The 21,081-nt window shown below is 52.4% G+C and carries 20 protein-coding genes; 9 read left to right on the top strand and 11 right to left on the bottom strand.

Annotation, left to right across the window (positions count from 1 at the left end; translation table 11 throughout):
* The 4 genes from OGV67_RS13905 to OGV67_RS13890 form a co-directional block, all read right to left on the bottom strand.
* Positions 1 to 2,568: a fimbrial outer membrane usher protein gene (locus tag OGV67_RS13905; RefSeq protein ID WP_115614446.1), complete on the bottom strand. Its 2,568-nt coding sequence runs from the start codon at positions 2,566 to 2,568 to the stop codon at positions 1 to 3.
* Positions 2,549 to 3,298, bottom strand: a complete 750-nt coding sequence (locus OGV67_RS13900; protein ID WP_115181194.1) for a fimbria/pilus periplasmic chaperone — start codon at positions 3,296 to 3,298, stop codon at positions 2,549 to 2,551. Before OGV67_RS13900 ends, OGV67_RS13905 begins: the two co-directional genes overlap by 20 nt.
* A 52-nt stretch (positions 3,299 to 3,350) precedes the next feature.
* Entirely contained in the window at positions 3,351 to 3,884 is a 534-nt protein-coding gene (locus OGV67_RS13895) for a fimbrial protein (protein ID WP_012134978.1), read from the bottom strand.
* Positions 3,885 to 4,866: 982 nt separating this feature from the next.
* Positions 4,867 to 5,727 (bottom strand): nickel/cobalt efflux protein RcnA, encoded by an 861-nt coding sequence (locus tag OGV67_RS13890; protein ID WP_115614448.1) that lies wholly within the window; start codon positions 5,725 to 5,727, stop codon positions 4,867 to 4,869.
* 120 nt (positions 5,728 to 5,847) lie between these two features.
* Between OGV67_RS13890 and rcnR the strand changes: the two genes are divergently transcribed.
* Positions 5,848 to 6,120, top strand: coding sequence for a Ni(II)/Co(II)-binding transcriptional repressor RcnR (rcnR, locus tag OGV67_RS13885; protein ID WP_012134972.1), 273 nt, complete (start codon positions 5,848 to 5,850; stop codon positions 6,118 to 6,120).
* 32 nt (positions 6,121 to 6,152) lie between these two features.
* On the opposite strand, the gene OGV67_RS13880 is transcribed toward rcnR, so the two are convergent.
* Positions 6,153 to 6,854 (bottom strand): helix-turn-helix transcriptional regulator, encoded by a 702-nt coding sequence (locus OGV67_RS13880; protein WP_024130913.1) that lies wholly within the window; start codon positions 6,852 to 6,854, stop codon positions 6,153 to 6,155.
* A 689-nt stretch (positions 6,855 to 7,543) separates the two neighbouring features.
* On the opposite strand from OGV67_RS13880, the gene OGV67_RS13875 reads away from it, so the two are divergent.
* Together OGV67_RS13875 and OGV67_RS13870 are read left to right on the top strand one after the other, a co-directional pair.
* Positions 7,544 to 8,245 carry a winged helix-turn-helix domain-containing protein gene (locus OGV67_RS13875; protein WP_112001586.1) on the top strand — a complete coding sequence of 234 codons (702 nt, stop codon included), beginning with the start codon at positions 7,544 to 7,546 and terminating at the stop codon, positions 8,243 to 8,245.
* Positions 8,232 to 8,693 (top strand): YqeJ family protein, encoded by a 462-nt coding sequence (locus OGV67_RS13870; RefSeq protein ID WP_071257892.1) that lies wholly within the window; start codon positions 8,232 to 8,234, stop codon positions 8,691 to 8,693. The genes OGV67_RS13875 and OGV67_RS13870 overlap by 14 nt, the downstream gene beginning before the upstream one ends.
* Before the next feature lie 61 nt (positions 8,694 to 8,754).
* Here the strand turns inward: OGV67_RS13870 and OGV67_RS13865 are convergent, their stop codons facing one another.
* A complete protein-coding gene (locus OGV67_RS13865; protein ID WP_047461483.1) occupies positions 8,755 to 9,984 on the bottom strand; it encodes an amino acid permease in 1,230 nt (409 codons plus the stop codon).
* Positions 9,985 to 10,125: 141 nt separating this feature from the next.
* Positions 10,126 to 10,581, bottom strand: a complete 456-nt coding sequence (locus OGV67_RS13860) for a multidrug/biocide efflux PACE transporter (RefSeq protein WP_024130912.1) — start codon at positions 10,579 to 10,581, stop codon at positions 10,126 to 10,128.
* A gap of 104 nt (positions 10,582 to 10,685) precedes the next feature.
* Between OGV67_RS13860 and OGV67_RS13855 the strand changes: the two genes are divergently transcribed.
* From OGV67_RS13855 to kduD, 4 genes are all read left to right on the top strand, one after another.
* Positions 10,686 to 11,564, top strand: a complete 879-nt coding sequence (locus OGV67_RS13855) for a LysR family transcriptional regulator (protein ID WP_115614449.1) — start codon at positions 10,686 to 10,688, stop codon at positions 11,562 to 11,564.
* A 107-nt stretch (positions 11,565 to 11,671) separates the two neighbouring features.
* On the top strand, positions 11,672 to 12,850 hold the full coding sequence (locus OGV67_RS13850; protein ID WP_104868233.1) for an acetyl-CoA C-acetyltransferase: 1,179 nt from the start codon (positions 11,672 to 11,674) through the stop codon (positions 12,848 to 12,850).
* Positions 12,851 to 13,243: 393 nt separating this feature from the next.
* Positions 13,244 to 14,080 (top strand): 5-dehydro-4-deoxy-D-glucuronate isomerase, encoded by an 837-nt coding sequence (gene kduI / locus OGV67_RS13845; RefSeq protein WP_024130911.1) that lies wholly within the window; start codon positions 13,244 to 13,246, stop codon positions 14,078 to 14,080.
* Positions 14,081 to 14,136: 56 nt separating this feature from the next.
* Entirely contained in the window at positions 14,137 to 14,898 is a 762-nt protein-coding gene (gene kduD / locus OGV67_RS13840) for a 2-dehydro-3-deoxy-D-gluconate 5-dehydrogenase KduD (RefSeq protein WP_005123393.1), read from the top strand.
* An 85-nt stretch (positions 14,899 to 14,983) separates the two neighbouring features.
* Here the strand turns inward: kduD and OGV67_RS13835 are convergent, their stop codons facing one another.
* On the bottom strand, positions 14,984 to 15,310 hold the full coding sequence (locus tag OGV67_RS13835; protein ID WP_012134962.1) for a cupin domain-containing protein: 327 nt from the start codon (positions 15,308 to 15,310) through the stop codon (positions 14,984 to 14,986).
* A gap of 142 nt (positions 15,311 to 15,452) precedes the next feature.
* Between OGV67_RS13835 and OGV67_RS13830 the strand changes: the two genes are divergently transcribed.
* Positions 15,453 to 16,145: an aspartate/glutamate racemase gene (locus OGV67_RS13830; protein ID WP_115614450.1), complete on the top strand. Its 693-nt coding sequence runs from the start codon at positions 15,453 to 15,455 to the stop codon at positions 16,143 to 16,145.
* On the opposite strand, the gene OGV67_RS13825 is transcribed toward OGV67_RS13830, so the two are convergent.
* On the bottom strand, positions 16,132 to 17,067 hold the full coding sequence (locus tag OGV67_RS13825) for a LysR family transcriptional regulator (RefSeq protein WP_115614451.1): 936 nt from the start codon (positions 17,065 to 17,067) through the stop codon (positions 16,132 to 16,134). The genes OGV67_RS13830 and OGV67_RS13825 overlap by 14 nt on opposite strands.
* Positions 17,068 to 17,191: 124 nt before the next feature.
* On the opposite strand from OGV67_RS13825, the gene lysA reads away from it, so the two are divergent.
* On the top strand, positions 17,192 to 18,454 hold the full coding sequence (lysA, locus tag OGV67_RS13820; protein ID WP_012134958.1) for a diaminopimelate decarboxylase: 1,263 nt from the start codon (positions 17,192 to 17,194) through the stop codon (positions 18,452 to 18,454).
* Between the two features lie 111 nt (positions 18,455 to 18,565).
* Here lysA and OGV67_RS13815 read toward each other — a convergent pair whose 3' ends face one another.
* Together OGV67_RS13815 and galR are read right to left on the bottom strand one after the other, a co-directional pair.
* Complete coding sequence (locus OGV67_RS13815) at positions 18,566 to 19,585, bottom strand: LacI family DNA-binding transcriptional regulator (protein WP_058668043.1); 1,020 nt, start codon at positions 19,583 to 19,585, stop codon at positions 18,566 to 18,568.
* Between the two features lie 13 nt (positions 19,586 to 19,598).
* Positions 19,599 to 20,627, bottom strand: a complete 1,029-nt coding sequence (gene galR, locus OGV67_RS13810; protein ID WP_012134956.1) for an HTH-type transcriptional regulator GalR — start codon at positions 20,625 to 20,627, stop codon at positions 19,599 to 19,601.
* Positions 20,628 to 21,081: the final 454 nt, after the last annotated feature.

Genomic DNA, 21,081 nt, shown 5'->3' with positions numbered 1-21,081 from the left:
TTATTCCTGACGACAAGGTAGTGTGAGCTGATACAGCGGCGCATGCGTTTTAGCCGGTAGTTGATACCAGACCTGGCACCGCTGCGTGGATTTTTGCCCCCACTGTACGAACAGCACGCCGGACTGTTCCGCCAGTCGGGCGTAAATTTGCCCGCCCTGGCCGACCATTCCCACGGATTCGCCGTGGCCGTCCGTCACGTCAGAGCCCATCGGCGGCTGGTCGCCATCGGGAAGCGTTGTGTTGATGAGCGCCGCTTTACCGCTGGTGGTCGTGAATTTCACGCGGGAAATCGCGCCGGCGTAGGGCACGATGCGCTTGCTGCCGCTCTGTAGCTCAACTTCGGCATTCATGTTTCCGCTGTCCAGGCTTACGGTGTTATAGCGATAGGGGGTCATGGAAGGGAGCAGGGCATAGCCGAAATAATCGACCGTTGCGCCTTGCCCGTTACGTACCGCCGCGCCGCGTGCGCCTGGCGCTTCGATAAGCGCAAATGTATCGCTGGTGTAGGGGCCAGCGGTGATCCCGCCGCGGTGCGCAACCAGCGTGCCGGACATCCCCAGACCATATTGCTGGTAATCGCTGCCGCGGGAGGCAAAGCCGCGAAACGCGCCGACGGCGGTTCGTTGCTCCACGTTGCCGCCCCAGGTTGCGCTGCTGCCGTCGTGCTTATCTCGCTCCAGGCCGCTATAAACGGCCCAGGATGTGGCGCTGTTCTCGCCCGTGGCGCCGCTTATCCCCACCGTGGCGGTGCGAACGTCGCGGCTGCGATTCATATCCAGATTTAGCTGCGTGCGGCTGGCGCCAACATCGAAGGGGATGGAGATCCCCAGTGAAAGCGTGTTTTCGGTGTATTTACGCTGGTTTTCGCGGTCAAAATCCTGGTCGTTTACGCTGGTGTCGTAGCGGCTGGCATAACTGCTGCGCTGTCTGGCGGCGCTAAGATTAAAGGTGATGTTGCGCCAGCTGTTGCTGTAGCCAAACTGGAGTTGGGTGATGCGCGACGCGTCGCTGTAGTAATCTGACGTACTGCCGGTGAAGCTAACCATGCCCCAGTCGCCCATCGGCTGGCTGAGCGTGGCGGAAAAGTTATTACGCTGGTGCAGCGTATCCGAATAATACGCCACGCTGTTTTTCTGCTGACGGCGCACGCCCAGCACATCCTGCAAATCACGATAACCGCTGGTGGAGTAACGGTAGGCCGCCAGCACCAGATTTGTGCCGGTGGTAAACGTTTTGCTGTAGCTGGCCTCAATGCGCCAGCCCTGCTCGTTATCGTCGTTTTCGACTCTGGCGTTTGAGTAAACGGTATTGAGGCCGAATGCCCCGACGGATGTTGCCATCACCCCGCCCAGCAGAAACGCCTGATAATCATCGGCCAGCCGTGAACCCAAATTGGCGGTTAGCGTGTTGCTCATCCCGCGCTGCAAAACGGCTTCGACAAATTTATTCTCCACGCTGTAGTAGTGGCGAACGTAGCCCATTGCCAGCTCATAGTTCCAGTTTCCCGGTCGAACGGAATCAGGAACCGCCGAGTAGGGAACGGTAAAACTTGAGATTTGCCCGTTCGCTTCGATGACATCGACGGCCAGATCGCCCTGGCCACGGGTATTGTAGAGATCGTTAATAACAAAAGCGCCGGGCGCGACGGTGGTTTCGTAAATCACTTTACCCTGCTGGCGTACCACCACGCGGGCGGTTGTGGTCGCCACGCCGCGCACTTCCGGCGCATAACCGCGTTTGCCCTGCGGCCACATCCGTTGATCGGTGTTCAGTTTTATGCCGTTGAATGAGAGGCTGCCGAACAGGCTGCTGTTGGTGTAATTGTCCCCAAACGCTATCACGCTCTCAAACTGAGGAAGAGGGCGCTGAATCGCAGTCGCTACCGCATTGTATTTGTAGTGGCTACCCGTCTGGTTGTCATCGGCATAGCGGAGGTTCCCCTGATGGCGAAATTGCCACAGCCCGATGTTGAAACCGCCATTGATATTGCTCCACAGGTAGTCGTAGCGCAGGCGTGAGTCTGTATTTTCCGTATGATAAAAATTGGTATTGTGGCGCAAAAACAGCGCGGTTTCTCCGGCGTCCCATTCGGAAACGGGAATATACCCCCGGGGAGCGTGGTAAAGCCCGGCCTGAGGAATCGTCATATTCAGGCGCAGCTTCGCCATATCCACTTGCCAACTGATTTTTTGCCCGGTCTCGCTGATGCGCAGACAGTGCGGCGTTGAAGATGCCGCAGAGGAGCGTGTGCGAATCGCGCTGGCGCGAACCACCTCAAACGGCAGACAGGGTTCGACGGCGTTATCCGGCGTGGCGGATGCGATAAGTTCGATCTTTTCCTGCTGGCGAATCAACTGGCTATTAAGATAAATATCCAGCACGTATTCACCCGCAGGCACGCTGTCTTGGGTATGATTAAAGCGCTGGAGATCCAGACCATGACCGTATGCGGACCCCTGGAGCAGCGCGGGATCAAAATAGTAATCAGCCCTGGCCGCAGCGGAAAATGCCGTAACGCATACCATCAGGCCGAAACCCGCCGGGCGATTAAAGAGGAAAATCTTCACTGATTCTGGCTCCCTGATCGTTAATCAACGTGATGCGAACACGCTGATTTGCAGCCGATCGGGCGTCGGTAAAGACATAACGCTCACTGCTGAAAGGGGCAATCATGCCTGCTTTTTGGGCGCGGGTTTCTGAGGCATTGATCAACTGTAGCCCGGCAATGGTGATGTAATAAGGCTGATTATTTTTAATGGTGATGCCGGTTTGACCTGTCCGCGTGACCTGAAGGTTCGCCAGCATTTTTTGTGGATTACCGTTTAATTCAGCCGGACGATAAAATAACTTCACCCGGTTGCGTAGCATGATCAGCAGGCTGTTTTGATTGCCCTGATCCGGGCTACGTTGGCCCACATTCGCGGGCGGAACCTGCATAAAATTAAAATAGAACAGAGATTCCCTGTCTTGTGGCAGGGACTGGGCCGCCGTAAAAACAATCCGAATAATTTGCCCTTCGCCGGGTTGAATACGAAATACCGGCGGCGTGGCGATAAAGGGAAGTTGAGCTGATTTCTCCGGCCCGTCTACCATATTGCCGTTATCGAACCAGGTTGAGACCACATAAGGGAAGGAATCTTTATTCTTTAAATGAACATCGACAGAGTTGGCTGAACCATTATAAATAATTCGCGTCCCGGTCATGGTAATACTGGCGGCGACGTGTTCACTCCAGAGTGTAAAAAAGATAAACAGAAACCCCGCGAGAGAATACAGGGCGTCGCGAATGGGGTTCATTTATTACTCCCTGGTCGAAAGAGGGCGGGACGAAATTCCCGCCTGGGTTAAATTACTGGTAAGAAACCGCGTATTGCATGGAGGCCTGCACCGTACCGGTGGTTGCTGCGCCCCCTGAGTAATATTGGGCCTTGTAGGTTGCCGTGGCTGATGTCTCATTTGCCGCCAGCGCTAAATCTCCGCCGCCATTAAACGCGTTGCGAAAATCGATCTCTGTATCACTGGTGTCGAGGATCTGAATTTCAACATCGCTCGCCGAGCCATTGCTGGCCAGGTTCCCGGTCGTGGCGCTGATGTTATTTCCGACGAAGACGGTCGAAATATTGATCCCGGAGGCTGAGCCGGTGCATCCGCTGACGCCGATGTCGAAGGTCGTTTGTCCTGCAACCTGATTGGTGTTCAAGGTGTTTACCGTGACGGTAGGCAGTAAGACGACAGGTGAGGCCTCAGAACCATTTACCGATACGGAACAGGTTTCATCAGAAACTTCTCCCATAAATGTAATGGTATTATCAGAAGCCAGCGCGCCCGCAGAATAGATCGCGGAGATCACCAGCGCCGGAATTAGGGCACGATTCAGTTTCATAACTAAACTCCATTTTCATTCAGTCGTGTTGATTTACCCTGAGAATTCAGGGTGTTCCCAATGCTCAGGGACATTCATAAAAATGGCACTGTGCTGGAATGTTGCTGTATTAAGTCAGTGTTGGCGAAAATATTGGTATTAATCCTGGTATTGAGGCGTTGAAATAGAAAAATGTGCTGCTGCACACGCCTTCTCCGTTTTTATTCAACAATGCGTCCCAGGCGACAAATAGCCCATCTGAAAATATATCTTTTTTCTTATGCCGGAATTTTAACGACAGTAATCTTAAATATGAAAATCGTTTAAAACATCCGAATAAATCTTTTGTAATAGGTGGTGGCTATTAAAAACTGGAAATAGATCGGTTGCGTCGATATTAAGATAATTAGATATTCGCTTTATTGGTATTAATGATTTAGCCGTAAAGTCGTTCCATATCGGTGTGTTAATTAATTGAATGTGTGATGTAAATAGATACCGGTTTTATAATAATCATCAGCATCACTATACTGTTTCTGTTGCTGACTATTAGGTGCGTACTCTTTACTTTAGGAATTTTATTTTATTTTGTTGGATCTTTTGGAGCTTAAAAGGCTTAGTTTCCAATAAACCCCATTTGATTAAGATCAACAATTGATGCAATCGTATTTAAGTTGCCAGTTGATATAGTGCGTTTTGTTCGCATGAAGTGTGTTTTCTGCGCGGAATTATGCTGATGTTGAGCGTGGGAGAGAACAATTTTTCCGCAATAAATCCGCAATGCCTGCGCGCTTGTCGCAAAAGCGCGGAACTGCAATACGCGTCGGGTAATAGCATCGAATTATACGGCCAGGCGACTTTCTGGAAAGATTCGTTAATGCGCCTTACTCATCAGAGCGGCTTACCGCCTGTCTACGGTCTGCTCATGGCTTGCGAAAAATTGATATGAACGGACGTGCAGCGCCCGGGTCGCTGCACGTTTGTGGAAAAAGGCGGGGAACAATTAGTGGATAATGCCCAGATAACCATGCATTCCCATATAAAGTCCCACCAGACCGATCAGTATGCTGGAGAAATAGGGGGCTTTTCTCGCCAGGGTATTAAATCCGCTCCAGCGTTTTGCGGCCTGTTGCACGCTGATGGCTGCGCCTACGCCAACGGCTACCAGCGTTAACGCCAGACCAATGCTGAAGCACAGTACCATCGTGGCTCCCAGCGTGAAGGCTTTAAGCTGGATGCAGATCAGCAATACGGTGATGGCTGCCGGGCAAGGAATCAGGCCGCCCGTCAGGCCAAACAGTAAAATCTGTCCGTTTGTCACTTCCTGGTCGTGAAAGCGGCGCTGAATATCGGTCGCATGTGCCCGTTCATGGGCATCCTGCCAGGCGTGCGATCCGTCCGTTAGCCCCTTCAGGGAAATATGAACATGCTGGTGGTCGTGGTGATGGTCGTGGTCGTGATGGTGGTGCTCATGGTCGTGATGGTGGTGAGTGTGGGCAGGAAGCCTGTTAGCCAACCCGTCCCGCTCCCCTTTCCAGGTACGCCAGAACATCCAGAACGCCGTGCTCAGAATAATGATGGCGGAGACCAGTTGTAGCCAGGGTTCCACGGATTCTGCGGTAAACGCTCTGCTGATGTACATGCCGCCCAGGGCGATAAGCCACACAACGGCGGTATGTGAAAGCGTGGCTGCCAGCCCCAGCATCACAGCCTGCTTAATCGTTCCTTTGATGGCGATGATAAACGCCGCCATCATCGTTTTGGAGTGCCCGGGTTCCAGCCCATGTAATACGCCCAACAGAATGGCGCTGGGAATGAAGAACCAGGCGTTTCCTTGCTGAAGTAATGTTGAAAATTCGCCCATGAGAATGATTCTTAGTTGTCTTATTTCCCCGCATTCTACTCCCCCCCAGTACCAAATACTACCCCCCAGTAGCGTCACAATGCTATAATTCATAATGATTTATGTTAATAAGGCGTTGTTATGTCACATACGATCCGGGATAAACAAAAACTTAAAGCTCGCGCCAGTAAAATCCAGGGGCAGGTTGTCGCACTGAAAAAAATGCTGGATGAGCCTCACGAGTGTGCCGCGGTATTGCAGCAAATCGCGGCGATACGCGGCGCGGTGAACGGATTAATGCGTGAGGTGATCAAAGGGCATCTGACCGAACACATTGTTCATCAGAGCGATGAAGTGAAGCGCGAAGACGATCTGGAGGTGATCCTGAAGGTGCTGGATTCCTATATAAAATAGCCGGGACCGGTGCCCGACTGTTGTCTTCAATGCTAACGCCGTCTTTGCAGATGAATAAGCGAGCCTTTGCATTCCTTTGTGATCATTGGGAATGCGGCTTTTTCATTGGAGAGTGGATGCGAATGAATAAACAGCGTGTTTATCTTCCCGCCCATTCTTTTCTCGATCCTCTGTTTATAAGCATAGACGCTGCGGATATCCATACTCAGTAACTCGGCGATTTGATGCGGATTTTTCCCTGCAACCATGTTACCCATAATGATGAACTCCGTCTGGGTCAGGGTATTCCCTTTTGTAAAAGACAGATGTCGCCCAATAAATACTTGTCTGATTTTTTCATTTGCAACCGCCAGTCCATCATCGTGATAAATGACGACAGAAACCGCCGGATGATGTTTACGCCAGTAGTTGGCTAACGACTGCATGTTCCGATCGCTCACCAGTACAATACCCATACGCGTGCTGGCGAGATAATCAATCCACTGTTTGTCGAGAAACAGCCGCAAAAAGCTGATAGAGAAATCGACAAAAATATAACCATTTAATCGTGCATTATGATTATTATTTAAAATGCCCTCAATAACACCTCTGTTAAAGTAGATACTTTCTTCCGGCCACATACAAAAACATGCGTTAGCACAATATTGTAAACGAGGTGATTTTTCTGGCATTATTTTACAATGTAAAGAACAACTACTGCACGTAAGGTTTTTTAATTTAACATCCAGCTCCATACAGGAACCTCCCTATCCGTAGATAATTTCATAATTTCATCCGTTTTTAAATATGTCAATACTTTGCCAGACGGCAATTAGCGTGCGTAAAAAATCGATGTATATCACTTATTGCTATTTTTCTTAAAGCCTTGCGATGCATTTATAATAGTGGCTATTTACATGCTACTTATTTTCCTGGGGCAGTGTCTCGTCAGAGACAGAAACAATTTAGCATCCAGGACTTTTATAGCAAAATCCAGGAATAGTTATATTGCAAAAATGTTTAAGATATTTTGTTAAATGGCATTTATGGACAAAAGTTGCATCAATGTTAATTGCTGTATCTTAATTGTAAAATCGCTATTGTTTTTCATAATTAATAAATTATGTATTTGTGTGCTTTTTAAGCTTATCGTAATAATATCAGGAGAGCATGAAAATGCTTTAAAAATAGTCTTAATTAAGAACAAATGATCTTTTTTGACTTAAGGTTTTTGATTTATAAGTAATTTTACCGCTGGCATTTGACAGTAATCGCATAATCAAATATTTATAGTGATCTCGATATAAGAATTTTGTAGCATGGCATTCATCATGTGAATGCCAGAAGGAATACTGTGTCGGATTTGTTAAAACACGCCAGATGTTACACAATTAATAACCTGGTTGACTTTCACCCTGGAAACCGGGCGTTATCGAATAGCGCAATGCAGAAGACCGTAACGTTACAGAGTCCTGCAAGCCTTATCCTTTTATATCTTATTCAGCATAACAACACGGTGGTTTCTCAAAACCAGCTGATTACAGCGGGTTGGGGAGAGAAGAATCATGTTACCTCGGCGAATACTTTTTATCAGACGATTCTCATTCTAAGAAATGCGTTAAGTGATATTGGGTTACCGCGCGATCTTATAAAAACCATTGCCCGTCGCGGTATGATGATTTCAGCGAATATTCAGACGGATGAGATAACCGCAAAAGCATCAGCGACCGAAGCGCCGGCGCAGATTGTTGCACCCCAAATGGAGCCGAAGGGAGACACGCCAATAAAAAAGCGCCATCTCTCGTTGCCTGCGGCGCTTTGCGGACTGGCGCTTCTGGTGGTGATGATAAGCATTGCCGCCAGCCTGTTTTATATGTCTCCAGAGTCGCTGCTGTCGTCTTATGAGGTTCTGGACTCCGAGACTTTTTCATCCTGTACCGTCCTGCAAAAAGGGAATGATGTGCTGGAGCTAAATTATATTCGCTTTATGCACAAACATCGCGAGATTTGCGATAACAATAACTATGTGTTTCTCTCAGGAATGAGCAGCGCAAAAAATATCACGGCGATTATATGCCCGGAGGATGCCAGAGAAAATCCGTCCGTAAAGTGTATAACCTACTATTCGATAAATGATGAAAATTAAAATACTGGCAGCGGCTATTATTATCACGATCTTCATTGTGGGTGGCGGAGGATTCTGGTATGCGCACAGCATTAATCCGAAAATTGATTGCAGTGGTTATGCCGTCTGGGATATTGATCATGAACTTTTTGCTGGTGATATTACCTACCAGATGCATAATCATCAGGGGATCGTGACATTAACCGGCGTGTTGAATACGCCCGACGCTCATTCTTATAAAATTAGCCGGATTATTTATTTTACGTACCAGAAGTTGCAGCAAAACTATATTATTACGACGCATAATCTGGTCCGATATCCGTCTGACGAATTGCAGGGCAGCCATGAACGCAAGGCCATGCCGCTTATTTATTTATCAAAGGACGCGACGTTCTCGTTTTTGATACAACCCTGGCGGGAAGGCTGGACGTTTACGACAGTCGGGTCGCCCTCACTATTATGCCGATAGATTAAAGACTGAGTAAAACGGCTGGCCCCTCTTCAGGTGGATGAGCCGTTTTGTATTGAGATTAGCCAAAAAACATCACGGACACGCAAAGCAGACCCACAATCAGGGTAAGCAGATTTCCCAGAGAGCGGTATGGTTTGAGCGCGGGGATCAGATAGGTCGACAGCGTCGGCATGATAAACAAAATCATGGCGATAAGCGGGCCGCTGATCGCATAAATCATCGAAATGGCGTTGGGATTAATGCAGCAAACGACAAAGGTAATCAGCGAGACCAGCATGATAGACAGGGCGCGATTAAATGCCCGGCTTTTCTTCACGCCAGTCTGAAGTAACGCCGTTCGTACTATCTCTGTTGCCCCTTCAATCACTCCAAAATAGGTGCCCAGAAACGATTTTGACATCGCGACAACGGCGACAATAATCCCTGAAATGGAGAGCCATGCCGGTGCGGCTGGCATCATAGACAGCGCTGACAGGATGGTCACGCCTTCATGTTTCGCGGCTTCAATATAGGATGGCGGAATGGAGAGCAGACAGCTGAAAACGAAAAACAGCACGCTCAGGCAAATGATCAGATAAGCCACCTTCATGATTTTTTTGCATTTACCCATGGCCTGCTCTCCGTATCTTTCACGTCTGTCGATAGCAAACGTGGAGATAATGGGCGTATGGCTAAAAGCGAAAACCATCACCGGAATGGATATCCATACCTGATGAAGTGTGTGCCGATCGAAAGACATCTGGCTGGTCAATAACGCGGGCTGCCAGCTTCCGGTCAAATAAAGTGACAGAAATAAGAAATAGGCGATAAGCGGAAACACTAAAAAGCCCATCACGCGGATAGTCGCATGTCGTCCCATCAGGAAAATCAGATTCAGAATCAATACGACGCCCAGGCTGACCAGAACACGCACCCGCAGGTCTACCGTCATCTGCTTTGCCAGCTGTTCCGTCAGGGAATTGGTTATCGCCACGGCGTAAATCAGGACCACCACGAAAAACGCAATAAAGTATAGCGAGGTGATGAGACTGCCGATCTTCTTGCCGTAATAATGCGTTACCGCACCGGTGATCCCTTCGCCAGCGGAGGTTTTCGAAGAGAGGATAAACTGGCACAGCGCTTTATGAGGCCAGTAAGTCAGAGGCCAGGCAACCAGTGCGGTAATAAACAGCACGATAGCCCCCGCGGAACCCAACTGAATGGGGAGGAAAAGGGTGCCTGCGCCGACCGCAGTCCCATATAGTGCAAAACTCCAGAGAGTTTCTTCTTTTGACCAAATTTTCGACATTATTTGAACGTATCAACTATAAAATAAACAAAAAGAAGCGCAATTTACCATAAATGGCATGGGGCTGGGGAAACTAAAGCGGTGTGCGAGGGCAGGCAGGAAGCGCCGGAACGGGGAATGTTCCGGCTAAACAGAGCATTATCAGGCAGTAACGCGCTGCTGGCGGCGTCTTACTACGCGAAGACGCAACGTGTCATAGGCCCAGTTGTAGAACATGGTGTATGGCAGGAAGAAAAGGAAGAAACCGATTTCCAGCGTGAAGGCCTGCAACAGGCTGACGTTCAGCGCCCAGGCGACAATACTTACACCAATAACGATAAAGCCGCTTTCAAATCCCAGCGCGTGCAGTGCGCGAACTTTAGCGGTGCGCGTCACTACGTGTGACGGCCAGAAGCGGTCAAACAGCGCGTTATAGATGATATTCCAGATCATCGCCGTGGTTGCCAGCAGAATGGTTAAGCCTCCCATTTCCAGCACTGAGCGCTGCATCAGCCAGGCGGTAGTCGGGGCCAGAATGGCGGTGGCAATGCCTTCGAAGCAGACCGCATGGAAAATGCGTTCGAGTAGCGAACGGCGTTGGACTAAATCATGTTGCATAGGATCAAACCTTTTTTTTCATCTCCGGGAAAACGGAATGTCAGGCATTTTATCGTTTAATATGATATCTAAAAGATAGAATCCATCGATAAAGTAGATAGTTTATGCGCTACTCTCCCGAAGCATTGATCGCATTTGTTGAGACGGTCTCCTGCGGCTCGTTTTCCGCTGCGGCGCGCCGGTTACGGAAAAGTCAGTCCACCGTCAGTACGGCGATTGCCCACCTGGAAGCCGATCTGGGGTTTTCACTGTTTGATCGCTCTTCACGACAGCCAGTGCTGACGGAAGAGGGCAAGCGGGTGCTCAGCTATGTGCAGGCTATTCTGTCAGCAAGCGATCGTCTGGATGAGGTGGCGTTATCCCTGTCTGGCGAAACGGAAACCCGTCTGACATTCGTGCTATCCGACACCCTGCATCCAGACGTTCTGGAAGAATTAATGGTGCAGTTCGACCGCCAGTTTCCCCATACGGAATTTGAATGTCTGATCGGCGAAGATGAAGATGTCATCGATCTCCTGCAAAAGGGACGCGCGCAGGTCGGGCTGATTGAAGCGCGCAATCATTACCCTACCGAGATGGGGGTGACGCGCCTGCCCATGCAGACATGGATGGGACTCTACGTGGCGGCCTCACATCCTCTGACCGCGCAGAAAACCCTGCAATGGGATCAGCTGCATACCTGGCGTGAACTGCGGCTGAATACCTATCTGGAAAGTGGCGCCAGCGTGGCGCGCGGCCCGGCCTGGTCTGCACCTAACTATTTGTTATTACTGAGTATGGCGGTACAGGGATTTGGCTGGTGCGCATTGCCTTGCGCGCTGGTGGAAGAGTTCGCGGCTGAAAAACCGCTGGTGCAACTGGATGTGCCCGGCTGGCCAAAGGCGATCTCGATTGATCTTCTCTGGAACAAGAAGTCGCCGCCGGGCGCGGCGGGAAGCTGGCTCCGCGATCATTTACAGCAGGGGCGTATACCGGCTGATTAAAATAGCTGCAATTTCCTTTGTGATAAAACTCACCATTTTTAAACAAGCAGGATAATTATCTTTAACAATCCTCTACTATTGCGGTGTTATTTTGCGCTGAGGTGGTGATGAAAGAGGTTGTGATAGTTGGGGCTTTACGTACGCCGATCGGATGCTTCCAGGGAACGCTGTCCCGCCATTCTGCCGTTGAACTGGGCAGCATGGTGGTAAAAGCGTTGATGGAGCGTACCGGCGTTGATGTACATGCTATCGATGAAGTTATCCTCGGTCAGGTGCTCACGGCGGGCGCAGGACAAAACCCGGCGCGGCAGTCAGCCATCAAAGGTGGGCTGCCCAACACCGTTTCCGCTATCACCATCAACGATGTCTGCGGCTCCGGCCTGAAAGCGCTGCACCTGGCTACGCAGGCGATTCAGTGCGGCGAGGCGGATATTGTCATTGCCGGCGGGCAGGAGAACATGAGCCGGGCGCCGCACGTTCTTACCGACAGCCGCACAGGGGCGCAGCTCGGTAACAGCCAACTGGTGGACAGCCTGGTTCACGACGGCTTGTGGGATGCGTTTAACGATTACCACATGGGCGTTACCGCTGAAAATCTGGCGCGGGAATACGGCATCAGCCGCGAATTGCAGGACGCCTATGCCCTCAGTTCCCAGCAAAAAGCGCGGGCGGCCATTGATGCCGGGCGTTTTAAAGCTGAGATTGTCCCGGTTGTCACCCAGCGTAACGGCCAGCCTGTCGTTGTCGATACTGATGAGCAGCCAAGAACCGATGCCAGCGCGGAAGGATTGGCCCAGTTGAACCCGGCATTTGATCTCCTCGGCTCGGTCACGGCGGGCAATGCCTCGTCAATTAACGATGGCGCGGCTGCCGTCATGATGATGAGCGAAGCCAAAGCGCAGGAACTGGATTTACCCGTACTGGCGCGTATTCGCGCTTTTGCCAGCGTCGGCGTCGATCCCGCACTGATGGGCATCGCGCCCGTTTACGCCACCCGACGTTGTCTTGAACGGGTAGGCTGGCAGCTGGCGGATGTGGATCTTATCGAGGCTAACGAGGCTTTTGCTGCGCAGGCGTTATCCGTCGGCAAAATGCTGGAGTGGGACGAACGCCGGGTGAACGTTAACGGCGGAGCGATTGCGCTCGGTCATCCCATTGGCGCATCCGGCTGCCGGATTCTGGTGTCGCTGGTGCATGAGATGGTTAAACGCGATGCGCGAAAGGGCCTGGCGACGCTCTGCATTGGCGGCGGGCAAGGCGTGGCGCTTGCTATCGAACGAGATTAAAACCGCCTTCATTTTCCGCTTCCCCCGTACTGGCGCTGCCAACCGCGCCAGTCGCAATATGTGCTGATATTTCCCCGCCCTGACGCCGCGGGTTGCAGCAATCCGGCGTTTCTTTTCAGGAGCGCACGCTGCTCCCATATCCACCTGATAAACCTATCTTATTGTTTTTAATTTTATTTTAAGTATCTCCGCCTGTGCCTGCTAAAGGGAAATCTCGCGCTGACGTGATCGCAATTACACTTTTGATAATAAGATGCAGAAAAAATGAAACAACGTTTTATTTGTGATTGAAAACCCGTTTCTGGAGGGATATCATTACCGCATAAAGTAAAGCGGAACGGTGTTTCGCCTTCCGTTCTGACATTCACGGTCGGTTTATTATTGGAGGTTGATGTGGACGTAAGACAGAGCATCCACAGCGCGCACGCTAAAACGCTGGACACCCAGGGGCTGCGCAACGAGTTTTTGGTCGAGAAAGTGTTTGTTGCTGATGAATACACCATGGTTTACAGCCACATCGACCGCATTATTGTCGGCGGCATCATGCCGGTAGCGAAAACGGTTTCCGTTGGCGGTGAAGTCGGTAAACAGCTGGGCGTTACCTACTTCCTGGAGCGTCGTGAACTGGGGGTGATCAACATCGGCGGGCCGGGCACGATTGCTGTCGATGGTCAGTGCTATGAGATCGGCCACCGCGATGCCTTATATGTCGGTAAAGGCGCGAAAGAAGTTGTTTTCGCCAGCGTTGATGGCGCAAATCCGGCGAAGTTCTACTACAACTGCGCGCCGGCGCATACCACTTATCCGACTAAAAAAGTGACGCCAGCCGATGTCGCGCCGGTCACTCTGGGCGACAACCTCACCAGTAACCGCCGCACCATTAACAAATACTTCGTGCCGGACGTACTGGAGACCTGCCAACTGAGCATGGGCCTGACCGAACTGGCGCCCGGCAACCTGTGGAACACCATGCCTTGTCACACCCATGAACGCCGCATGGAAGTGTACTTCTATTTCAACATGGAAGAGAACGCCTGCGTCTTTCATATGATGGGGCAGCCTCAGGAAACGCGTCATATCGTGATGCATAACGAGCAGGCGGTTATCTCCCCAAGCTGGTCTATTCACTCCGGTGTCGGCACCCAGGCCTATACGTTCATCTGGGGGATGGTGGGTGAAAACCAGGTCTTTGATGATATGGACCACGTTGCAGTAAAAGATCTGCGCTAGTCGCGGACGGCAATCATGTCTGTCCGTGACAGGCACTAAGAAAATAAGGATTAACAATGATTTTGAATGCATTCTCTCTTGAAGGTAAGGTCGCGGTAGTCACAGGTTGTGATACCGGTCTGGGTCAGGGGATGGCGCTGGGTCTGGCGGAAGCGGGCTGTGATATTGTCGGGATCAACATTGTTGAGCCGACGGAAACCATTGAACGCGTCACCGCGCTGGGCCGCCGTTTTTTAAGTCTGACGGCGGATTTACGTCAGATTGACGGTATCCCAGCCCTGCTTGAACGTGCGGTGGCGGAGTTCGGCCACATTGATATTCTGGTGAATAACGCCGGTCTGATCCGCCGTGAAGACGCGATCGACTTCAGTGAAAAAGACTGGGATGACGTCATGAACCTGAACATTAAGAGCGTGTTCTTTATGTCTCAGGCTGCGGCGAAGCACTTCATCGCCCAGGGTAACGGCGGCAAAATTATTAATATCGCCTCTATGCTCTCCTTCCAGGGCGGGATTCGCGTTCCTTCTTACACCGCGTCTAAAAGCGGCGTTATGGGCGTAACGCGCCTGATGGCGAACGAATGGGCGAAACATAACATCAACGTGAACGCTATCGCGCCGGGTTACATGGCGACGAACAATACTCAGCAACTGCGTGCTGATGAGCAGCGTAGCGCGGAAATCCTCGACCGTATTCCGGCGGGGCGTTGGGGGCTGCCTAGCGATCTGATGGGGCCGGTGGTGTTCCTGGCATCCAGCGCATCTGACTATATTAACGGCTATACCGTTGCGGTGGATGGCGGCTGGCTGGCGCGTTAATTCTGATGTCGTAAAAGCCTCGCCCCGGTGAGGCGATAACATCCGGCCTGCGCAGGGGTTCCTGTACAGGCCGGATGCGTATGGCTTACGCGTTGAGGAAATCTTCGCGTACTGGCGTGAAGGTATCCAGCAGTGTCCCCGGTTGTAAACACACGCAGCCATGCATGATATTGGGCCGTTTATATAGCGTGTCGCCGGCGCGCACCACATGCTTTTCTTCACCAATAGTAAACTCAAATTCACCGGACAAAACGTAAGTCAGCTGTTCATGAGGATGATTGTGCAACGGCCCGATTGCGCCTTTTTCGAAATTCACCTCTACCGCCATCATGTTACCGTCGTGAGCCAGAATACGCCGGGTAACGCCATTTCCCAGATCCTCAAGCGTCGTCTCATTATGAAAAATAAACATGCGGTGATCCTGTTATTTATTGAAACAATGTTTCAACTAAATTAGTTCATACCGGGGGAAAAGAAAATGGCAGACCAAATGAACTGGAAACTTGATCACAAGTTTGCTTCACTGCTGTCATCAAGGTGAGAAGGAGAAGGTAATGAAAACGATTGGACTGCTGGGCGGCATGAGTTGGGAATCGACGATCCCCTATTACCGTTTGATTAATGAAGGAATCAAAACACGCCTGGGCGGTTTGCATTCCGCCAGCCTGTTGCTGCATAGCGTTGATTTCCATGAAATTGAAGAGTGTCAGCGCCAGGGAGAGTGGGATAAAACGGGAGATATTCTGGCGCAGGCCGCACTGGGTTTGCAGCAGGCGGGCGCAGAAGCGATAGTGCTGTGTACTAATACTATGCATAAAGTGGCGGATACGATTGAGTCGCGCTGTTCACTGCCGTTTTTACATATTGCGGATGCGACAGGGCGGGCGATTGCGCGCAAAAACATGACGCGCGTGGCGCTACTGGGGACGCGCTACACGATGGAGCAGGATTTTTATCGCGGGCGTCTGGAGCAGCGATTTGCGATTGAAACCCTGGTGCCGGAAACTGACGACCGTGCGCAGATCAACCAGATAATCTTTGACGAACTGTGCCTCGGCGAGTTTAGCGAACGCTCCCGCCAGTATTATTTGCAGGTGATCGAACGTCTGGCGGCGCAGGGCGCTCAGGGCGTGATTTTCGGCTGTACTGAGATCGGGTTGCTGGTGCCGGAAGCGCAGAGCGCGCTGCCGGTGTTTGATACTGCGGCGATCCATGCGGCTGACGCCGTGGAATTTATGCTTTCGTAACCGGCTCCAGAATGGCCTCCAGCGGATCGACAAGACGCGGAAGGCTGGTTTGCAGGTGCTCGCTGAACGCATCCACCAGCGCGGATGATGGCCGGTGCAGCGGGCGGATCAGACTGACGGTAAACGGAACGTCGACACTGAACCGCCGCACGGTCACTCCGCTGGCGGCATAATCCAGCGCGGTGAGCGGGTTAACCACCGAGAGCCCGGCGCCCGCGCGCACCATCGCGCAAACCGACGCCGCGCTGTGGGTTTCCACGACCATCCGGCGTTTAACCTGGTGTTCGTTAAACAGCGCATCCAGCAGCTGGCGATAGCTGTCGGTGCGCGACAGGCTGATGTAATTCTCTCCCTGAAAGTCGCCCGGCGTCAGCACGGACTTGGCCGCCAGCGGGTGGCCGGGCGGCAGCACGCACACTTCATTTAGCGTCAACAACGCGGTGCGTTCGGTGCCTGCCGGGGTATGCAACGTCTCCGTCAGGCCGAGGTCGTGGCGTTGAGCGGAAAGCCACTCTTCCAGCAGCGGCGACTCCTGCGGCACGATGTTCAGGCTGACATCAGGATAGCGGGCGAGAAACGGTTGCAGCAGCGTGGGTAAAAAGGACTGGGAGAAAACGGGCAGGCAGACAATCGACAGCTCGCCCTGGCGAAATTCACGCAGGCTCTCCGCCGCGTTTACAATGCGATCCAGCCCATACCAGGAACGCTGCACCTCTTCGAATAGCCGTAATCCTTGCACCGTCGGGTGCAGGCGTCCGCGCGTGCGCTCAAACAGTTTAAGCCCCAATACTTTTTCGAACCGCGCCAGTTCCCGGCTGACGGTGGGCTGCGAGGTATGCAGCAGGCGCGCCGCTTCGGTCAGGTTTCCGGCGGTCATCACGGCATGAAAGATTTCAATGTGGCGCAGGTTCACGGCTGCCATCGTTGGCTTTCCCCTCAGTGGATATCATCCATATCATTTTTGCATAGACTCGCCATAAAACGATATTTTTTATTCCCTTCAGTTTGTGGCGTAATCATAAAAAATGTCTTGCCCGGAGCCTGCTATGCCACATTCACTGAATTGCACTGATACCGACCTCAACGCTGAAAATCTGCTCAGACTACCGGCGGAATTCGGCTGCCCGGTATGGGTCTATGACGCGCAGATTATTCGCCGTCAGATCGCGGCCCTGCAACAGTTTGATGTGGTGCGCTTTGCGCAAAAGGCCTGCTCGAATATTCATATTTTACGCCTGATGCGTGAGCAGGGCGTAAAGGTGGATTCCGTCTCGCTGGGTGAAATTGAGCGCGCGCTGGCGGCGGGATACGATCCGCAAAACCATCCTGATGATATCGTCTTCACGGCTGATGTCATTGACGCCGCCACGCTGGCCCGCGTCAGCGAACTGCGCATTCCGGTGAATGCCGGGTCGGTGGATATGCTGGATCAACTGGGGCAGGTTTCGCCGGGTCATCGCGTCTGGCTGCGTATCAATCCCGGTTTTGGTCACGGGCACAGCCAGAAAACCAATACCGGCGGCGAGAACAGCAAACACGGCATCTGGCATACCGATCTGCCTGCCGCGCTGGCGGTGATGCAGCGCCATCGGCTTCAGCTTGTCGGGGTTCACATGCACATTGGTTCCGGCGTTGATTACGGTCATCTGGAGCAGGTGTGCGGCGCGATGGTGCGTCAGGTTATCGATTTTGGGCAGGATCTGGAGGCGATTTCGGCGGGAGGCGGGCTGTCGATCCCTTATCACGAGGGAGAAGAGGCGGTCGATACGCAGCATTACTTCGGACTGTGGAACGCCGCCCGCGAGCAAATCGCTCGCCATCTGGGGCATCGGGTGAAGCTGGAAATTGAACCGGGACGTTTTCTGGTGGCGCAATCCGGCGTGCTGGTGACGCAGGTACGCAGCGTGAAAGAGATGGGGCGCCGTCATTTTGTGCTGGTGGATGCCGGTTTCAACGACCTGATGCGCCCGGCAATGTACGGCAGCTACCACCATATTACGGCGCTGGCGGCGGACGGTCGCTCGCTTGAACATGCGCCGCTGCTGGACACCGTGGTGGCGGGGCCATTGTGTGAGTCTGGCGATGTCTTTACGCAGCAGGAAGGCGGTAACGTGGAAACGCGTGCGCTGCCTGCGGTCGCGCCGGGGGATTATCTGGTTCTGCACGATACCGGCGCGTACGGCGCGTCCATGTCATCAAATTACAACAGCCGACCGCTGCTGCCGGAAGTGCTGTTTGATAACGGTAAAGCGCGATTGATTCGCCGCCGCCAGACGATTGAAGAGTTGCTGGCGCTGGAAGTTTTTTAACCGGCAGGCCGGATAAGGTTCCTTTGCCTGATGGCGCTACGCTTATCAGGCCTACGGACGGCGCAATATCGTAGGCCGGATAAGGCGCTTGCGCCGCCATCCGGCAAACCATCAGCAATCCGACTGAAAAAATGGCCCGGTGGTTACTGAATCACGCAGCACTAATGTTCCTGTAAACGGTGGGATCGGCTCCAGCTCCTCGCCGCTAGCCAGCCGAATCGCTTGATCGATTGCGGTGGTGATCATACTGTCGATCGGCAGATAAACGGTGGACAGCGCCGGTTCCAGCCACTTCGCGCTGGGCGCGTCATCGAAGCCAAACAGCGAAATATCCTGCGGTATCCGCAGCCCGGCCTGATGCAGCGCCTTTGATGCGCCAAGCGCCATATCGTCGTTACAGGCAAAGAGCGCGGTAAAGGCGATCCCGTCCTCCAGCAGTTCACGGCACGCTTCGTACCCGCGTGTCATGCTGGAGTCGCCGTATTTCACTTTCGCCGGGTCCCAGGCGATCCCGTTTTTCTCCAGTGCCTTGCGGTAGCCCGTCAGGCGGGATTTTCCCGTTGGCGTGTGATTCGGTACGGTAATGCAGGCGATATCCCGATGGCCCTGTGAGATCAGGTAATCCACCGCCTGAAACGCGGCATCTTCCTGTTCAAAGAATATGGCGCGATCGCGGGCCAGACTGACATCGCGGTTGATCACGACCAGCGGCGTCTCTATGGTATTAATCAACGAGATGATCGTTTTTTCGCTCATATAGCGGGTATAGAGAATGATCGCGTCGCACTGCCTGTCGGCCAGCATCTGCACCGCCTCTTGCTCGCGTTCCGGCGTGTCATGGCCATCGGTCACGATAAGCTGCTTACCGTGCGACTCCGTCTGGCGTGACGCCTGTTGCAGCAAGCGCCCGAAGTAAAATCCGTCAAAGGTCGAGACAACAAGCCCAATGCTGTTACTGGTGCGGTTCGCCAGCGATCGCGCCAAAAAATTGGGTCGGTAATCTAACGCCTGCATCGCTTTGAAGACTTTCTGGCGCGTGCTCTCTTTCACCTGTCCCGTTCCGTTCAGCACGCGAGAAACCGTCGCTTTTGATACGCCCGCGCGACGTGAAACATCCAGCATTGTTGTCATGACGCTATCCTGATTAATCGTTTGACGAAGAATTCCCGGTTTCCGACGGCGTCGAAACGGAATGCCGACGTACCAGAGTAGGGCTAAAGACATGGGTGATTTCGGGTACAGGCCGTTTTTCCGCCAGCGCGAGCGCCAGTTCGGCGGCCTGGGTCGCCATGGTCACGATCGGGTAGCGTACCGTGGTCAGACGTGGACGCACGTAGCGCGAGACCAGCACATCATCGAAACCAATCAGTGAAATTTCGCCCGGCACGTCAATACCGTTGTCGTTTAATACGCCCATTGCGCCTGCGGCCATCGAATCGTTGTAACAGGCGATCGCCGTGAAGTTTCTTCCGCGACCTAACAGCTCGGTCATTGCCTGTTCACCGCCGCTCTCATCCGGTTCACCAAATGTGACCAGCCTGTCGTTAGCCGGAATATGGCTCTCTTCCAGCGCGTCGTAATAACCCTTGAGCCGGTCTTCCGCATCAGAAATCGAATGGTTGGAACAGATATAGCCGATGCGGGTATGGCCCTGCTGAATTAAGTGACGCGTTGCCAGCCAGGCGCCGTAACGGTCATCTAACGCCACGCAGCGCTGCTCAAACCCAGGCAGGATGCGGTTAATCAGCACCATGCCAGGCATCTGTTTCATTAATGACGCCAGATCCGCGTCCGGGATCATCTTGGCGTGTACGACTAACGCCGCGCAACGATGGCGGATCAGTTGTTCAATCGCCTGATGCTCTTTTTGTTCATTATGGTAGCCGTTGCCAATCAGTAAGAAATTACCGGTGTGGTAGGCCACCTGCTCGACCGCTTTAACCATCGCGCCAAAGAAAGGGTCGGAGACATCCCCCACGACTAAACCAATTGTCTCCGTGGATTGCTGCGCCAGCGCTCGCGCATTGGCGTTGGGGTGATAGCTGAGCGATTCCATCGCGCTGGTGACCGCGAGGCGGGATGCTTCGCTGGCTTTCGGGGAATCATTAATAACGCGAGAAACGGTGGCGACTGAAACACCAGCCAGTCGGGCTACATCCTTTATGGTCGCCATGACAGTACCTATAGTGGGTAAACGCTTACATTTCGTCAGTGTTACGGAAAATGGCTATCTGTTCAAGCAGATTGCCTGACGGGAACGCGCAAATGTGAGCGCACGCCGGGGAAGTAAGACAGAAAAGGGAGAATGCAAACCTTTGGTTACACTTTGCGAAGCGCTGTTGCGATTATTCGCTGGTGAGGGCGTCGGGCGGATTGCTAGAGTTGAGATCCCAGAGGTATTGATAGGTGAAATCAGCTTTCGGGTTGATCACAAGAATTACACCAACCTGCGCATCATGTGCAGGTTTTTTTTTGCGCTTACAGCAATCTGTAACAGTAACCGATAATTTACACAACTCGTTGCATTTGTGTTCATTCCTTTGCGTTTTGCTGGTGGCGCGCAGCGTCGCCGGAGACCACAATCAAGATCCCAGAGGTATTGATTGGTGAGATTATTCGGTACGCTC

This window comes from Citrobacter sp. CK188 (assembly GCF_030333525.1).
Classification (GTDB): Bacteria; Pseudomonadota; Gammaproteobacteria; order Enterobacterales; family Enterobacteriaceae; genus Citrobacter_B; species Citrobacter_B koseri.
This window is presented reverse-complemented; position numbering and strand designations above follow the sequence as displayed.

What these genes read in the sequence shown, in the direction of transcription:
- lysA (WP_012134958.1), top strand. Translation starts at nt 17,192, where the DNA reads ATGCCACATTCACTGAATTGCACTGATACCGACCTCAACGCTGAAAAT.
- OGV67_RS13890 (WP_115614448.1), bottom strand. Translation starts at nt 5,727, where the DNA reads ATGGGCGAATTTTCAACATTACTTCAGCAAGGAAACGCCTGGTTCTTC.
- OGV67_RS13830 (WP_115614450.1), top strand. Translation starts at nt 15,453, where the DNA reads ATGAAAACGATTGGACTGCTGGGCGGCATGAGTTGGGAATCGACGATC.
- OGV67_RS13835 (WP_012134962.1), bottom strand. Translation starts at nt 15,310, where the DNA reads ATGTTTATTTTTCATAATGAGACGACGCTTGAGGATCTGGGAAATGGC.
- OGV67_RS13880 (WP_024130913.1), bottom strand. Translation starts at nt 6,854, where the DNA reads ATGGAGCTGGATGTTAAATTAAAAAACCTTACGTGCAGTAGTTGTTCT.
- kduD (WP_005123393.1), top strand. Translation starts at nt 14,137, where the DNA reads ATGATTTTGAATGCATTCTCTCTTGAAGGTAAGGTCGCGGTAGTCACA.
- rcnR (WP_012134972.1), top strand. Translation starts at nt 5,848, where the DNA reads ATGTCACATACGATCCGGGATAAACAAAAACTTAAAGCTCGCGCCAGT.
- OGV67_RS13860 (WP_024130912.1), bottom strand. Translation starts at nt 10,581, where the DNA reads ATGCAACATGATTTAGTCCAACGCCGTTCGCTACTCGAACGCATTTTC.
- OGV67_RS13895 (WP_012134978.1), bottom strand. Translation starts at nt 3,884, where the DNA reads ATGAAACTGAATCGTGCCCTAATTCCGGCGCTGGTGATCTCCGCGATC.
- OGV67_RS13900 (WP_115181194.1), bottom strand. Translation starts at nt 3,298, where the DNA reads ATGAACCCCATTCGCGACGCCCTGTATTCTCTCGCGGGGTTTCTGTTT.
- galR (WP_012134956.1), bottom strand. Translation starts at nt 20,627, where the DNA reads ATGGCGACCATAAAGGATGTAGCCCGACTGGCTGGTGTTTCAGTCGCC.
- OGV67_RS13875 (WP_112001586.1), top strand. Translation starts at nt 7,544, where the DNA reads ATGCAGAAGACCGTAACGTTACAGAGTCCTGCAAGCCTTATCCTTTTA.
- OGV67_RS13850 (WP_104868233.1), top strand. Translation starts at nt 11,672, where the DNA reads ATGAAAGAGGTTGTGATAGTTGGGGCTTTACGTACGCCGATCGGATGC.
- OGV67_RS13865 (WP_047461483.1), bottom strand. Translation starts at nt 9,984, where the DNA reads ATGTCGAAAATTTGGTCAAAAGAAGAAACTCTCTGGAGTTTTGCACTA.
- OGV67_RS13825 (WP_115614451.1), bottom strand. Translation starts at nt 17,067, where the DNA reads ATGGCAGCCGTGAACCTGCGCCACATTGAAATCTTTCATGCCGTGATG.
- OGV67_RS13815 (WP_058668043.1), bottom strand. Translation starts at nt 19,585, where the DNA reads ATGACAACAATGCTGGATGTTTCACGTCGCGCGGGCGTATCAAAAGCG.
- OGV67_RS13870 (WP_071257892.1), top strand. Translation starts at nt 8,232, where the DNA reads ATGATGAAAATTAAAATACTGGCAGCGGCTATTATTATCACGATCTTC.
- OGV67_RS13855 (WP_115614449.1), top strand. Translation starts at nt 10,686, where the DNA reads ATGCGCTACTCTCCCGAAGCATTGATCGCATTTGTTGAGACGGTCTCC.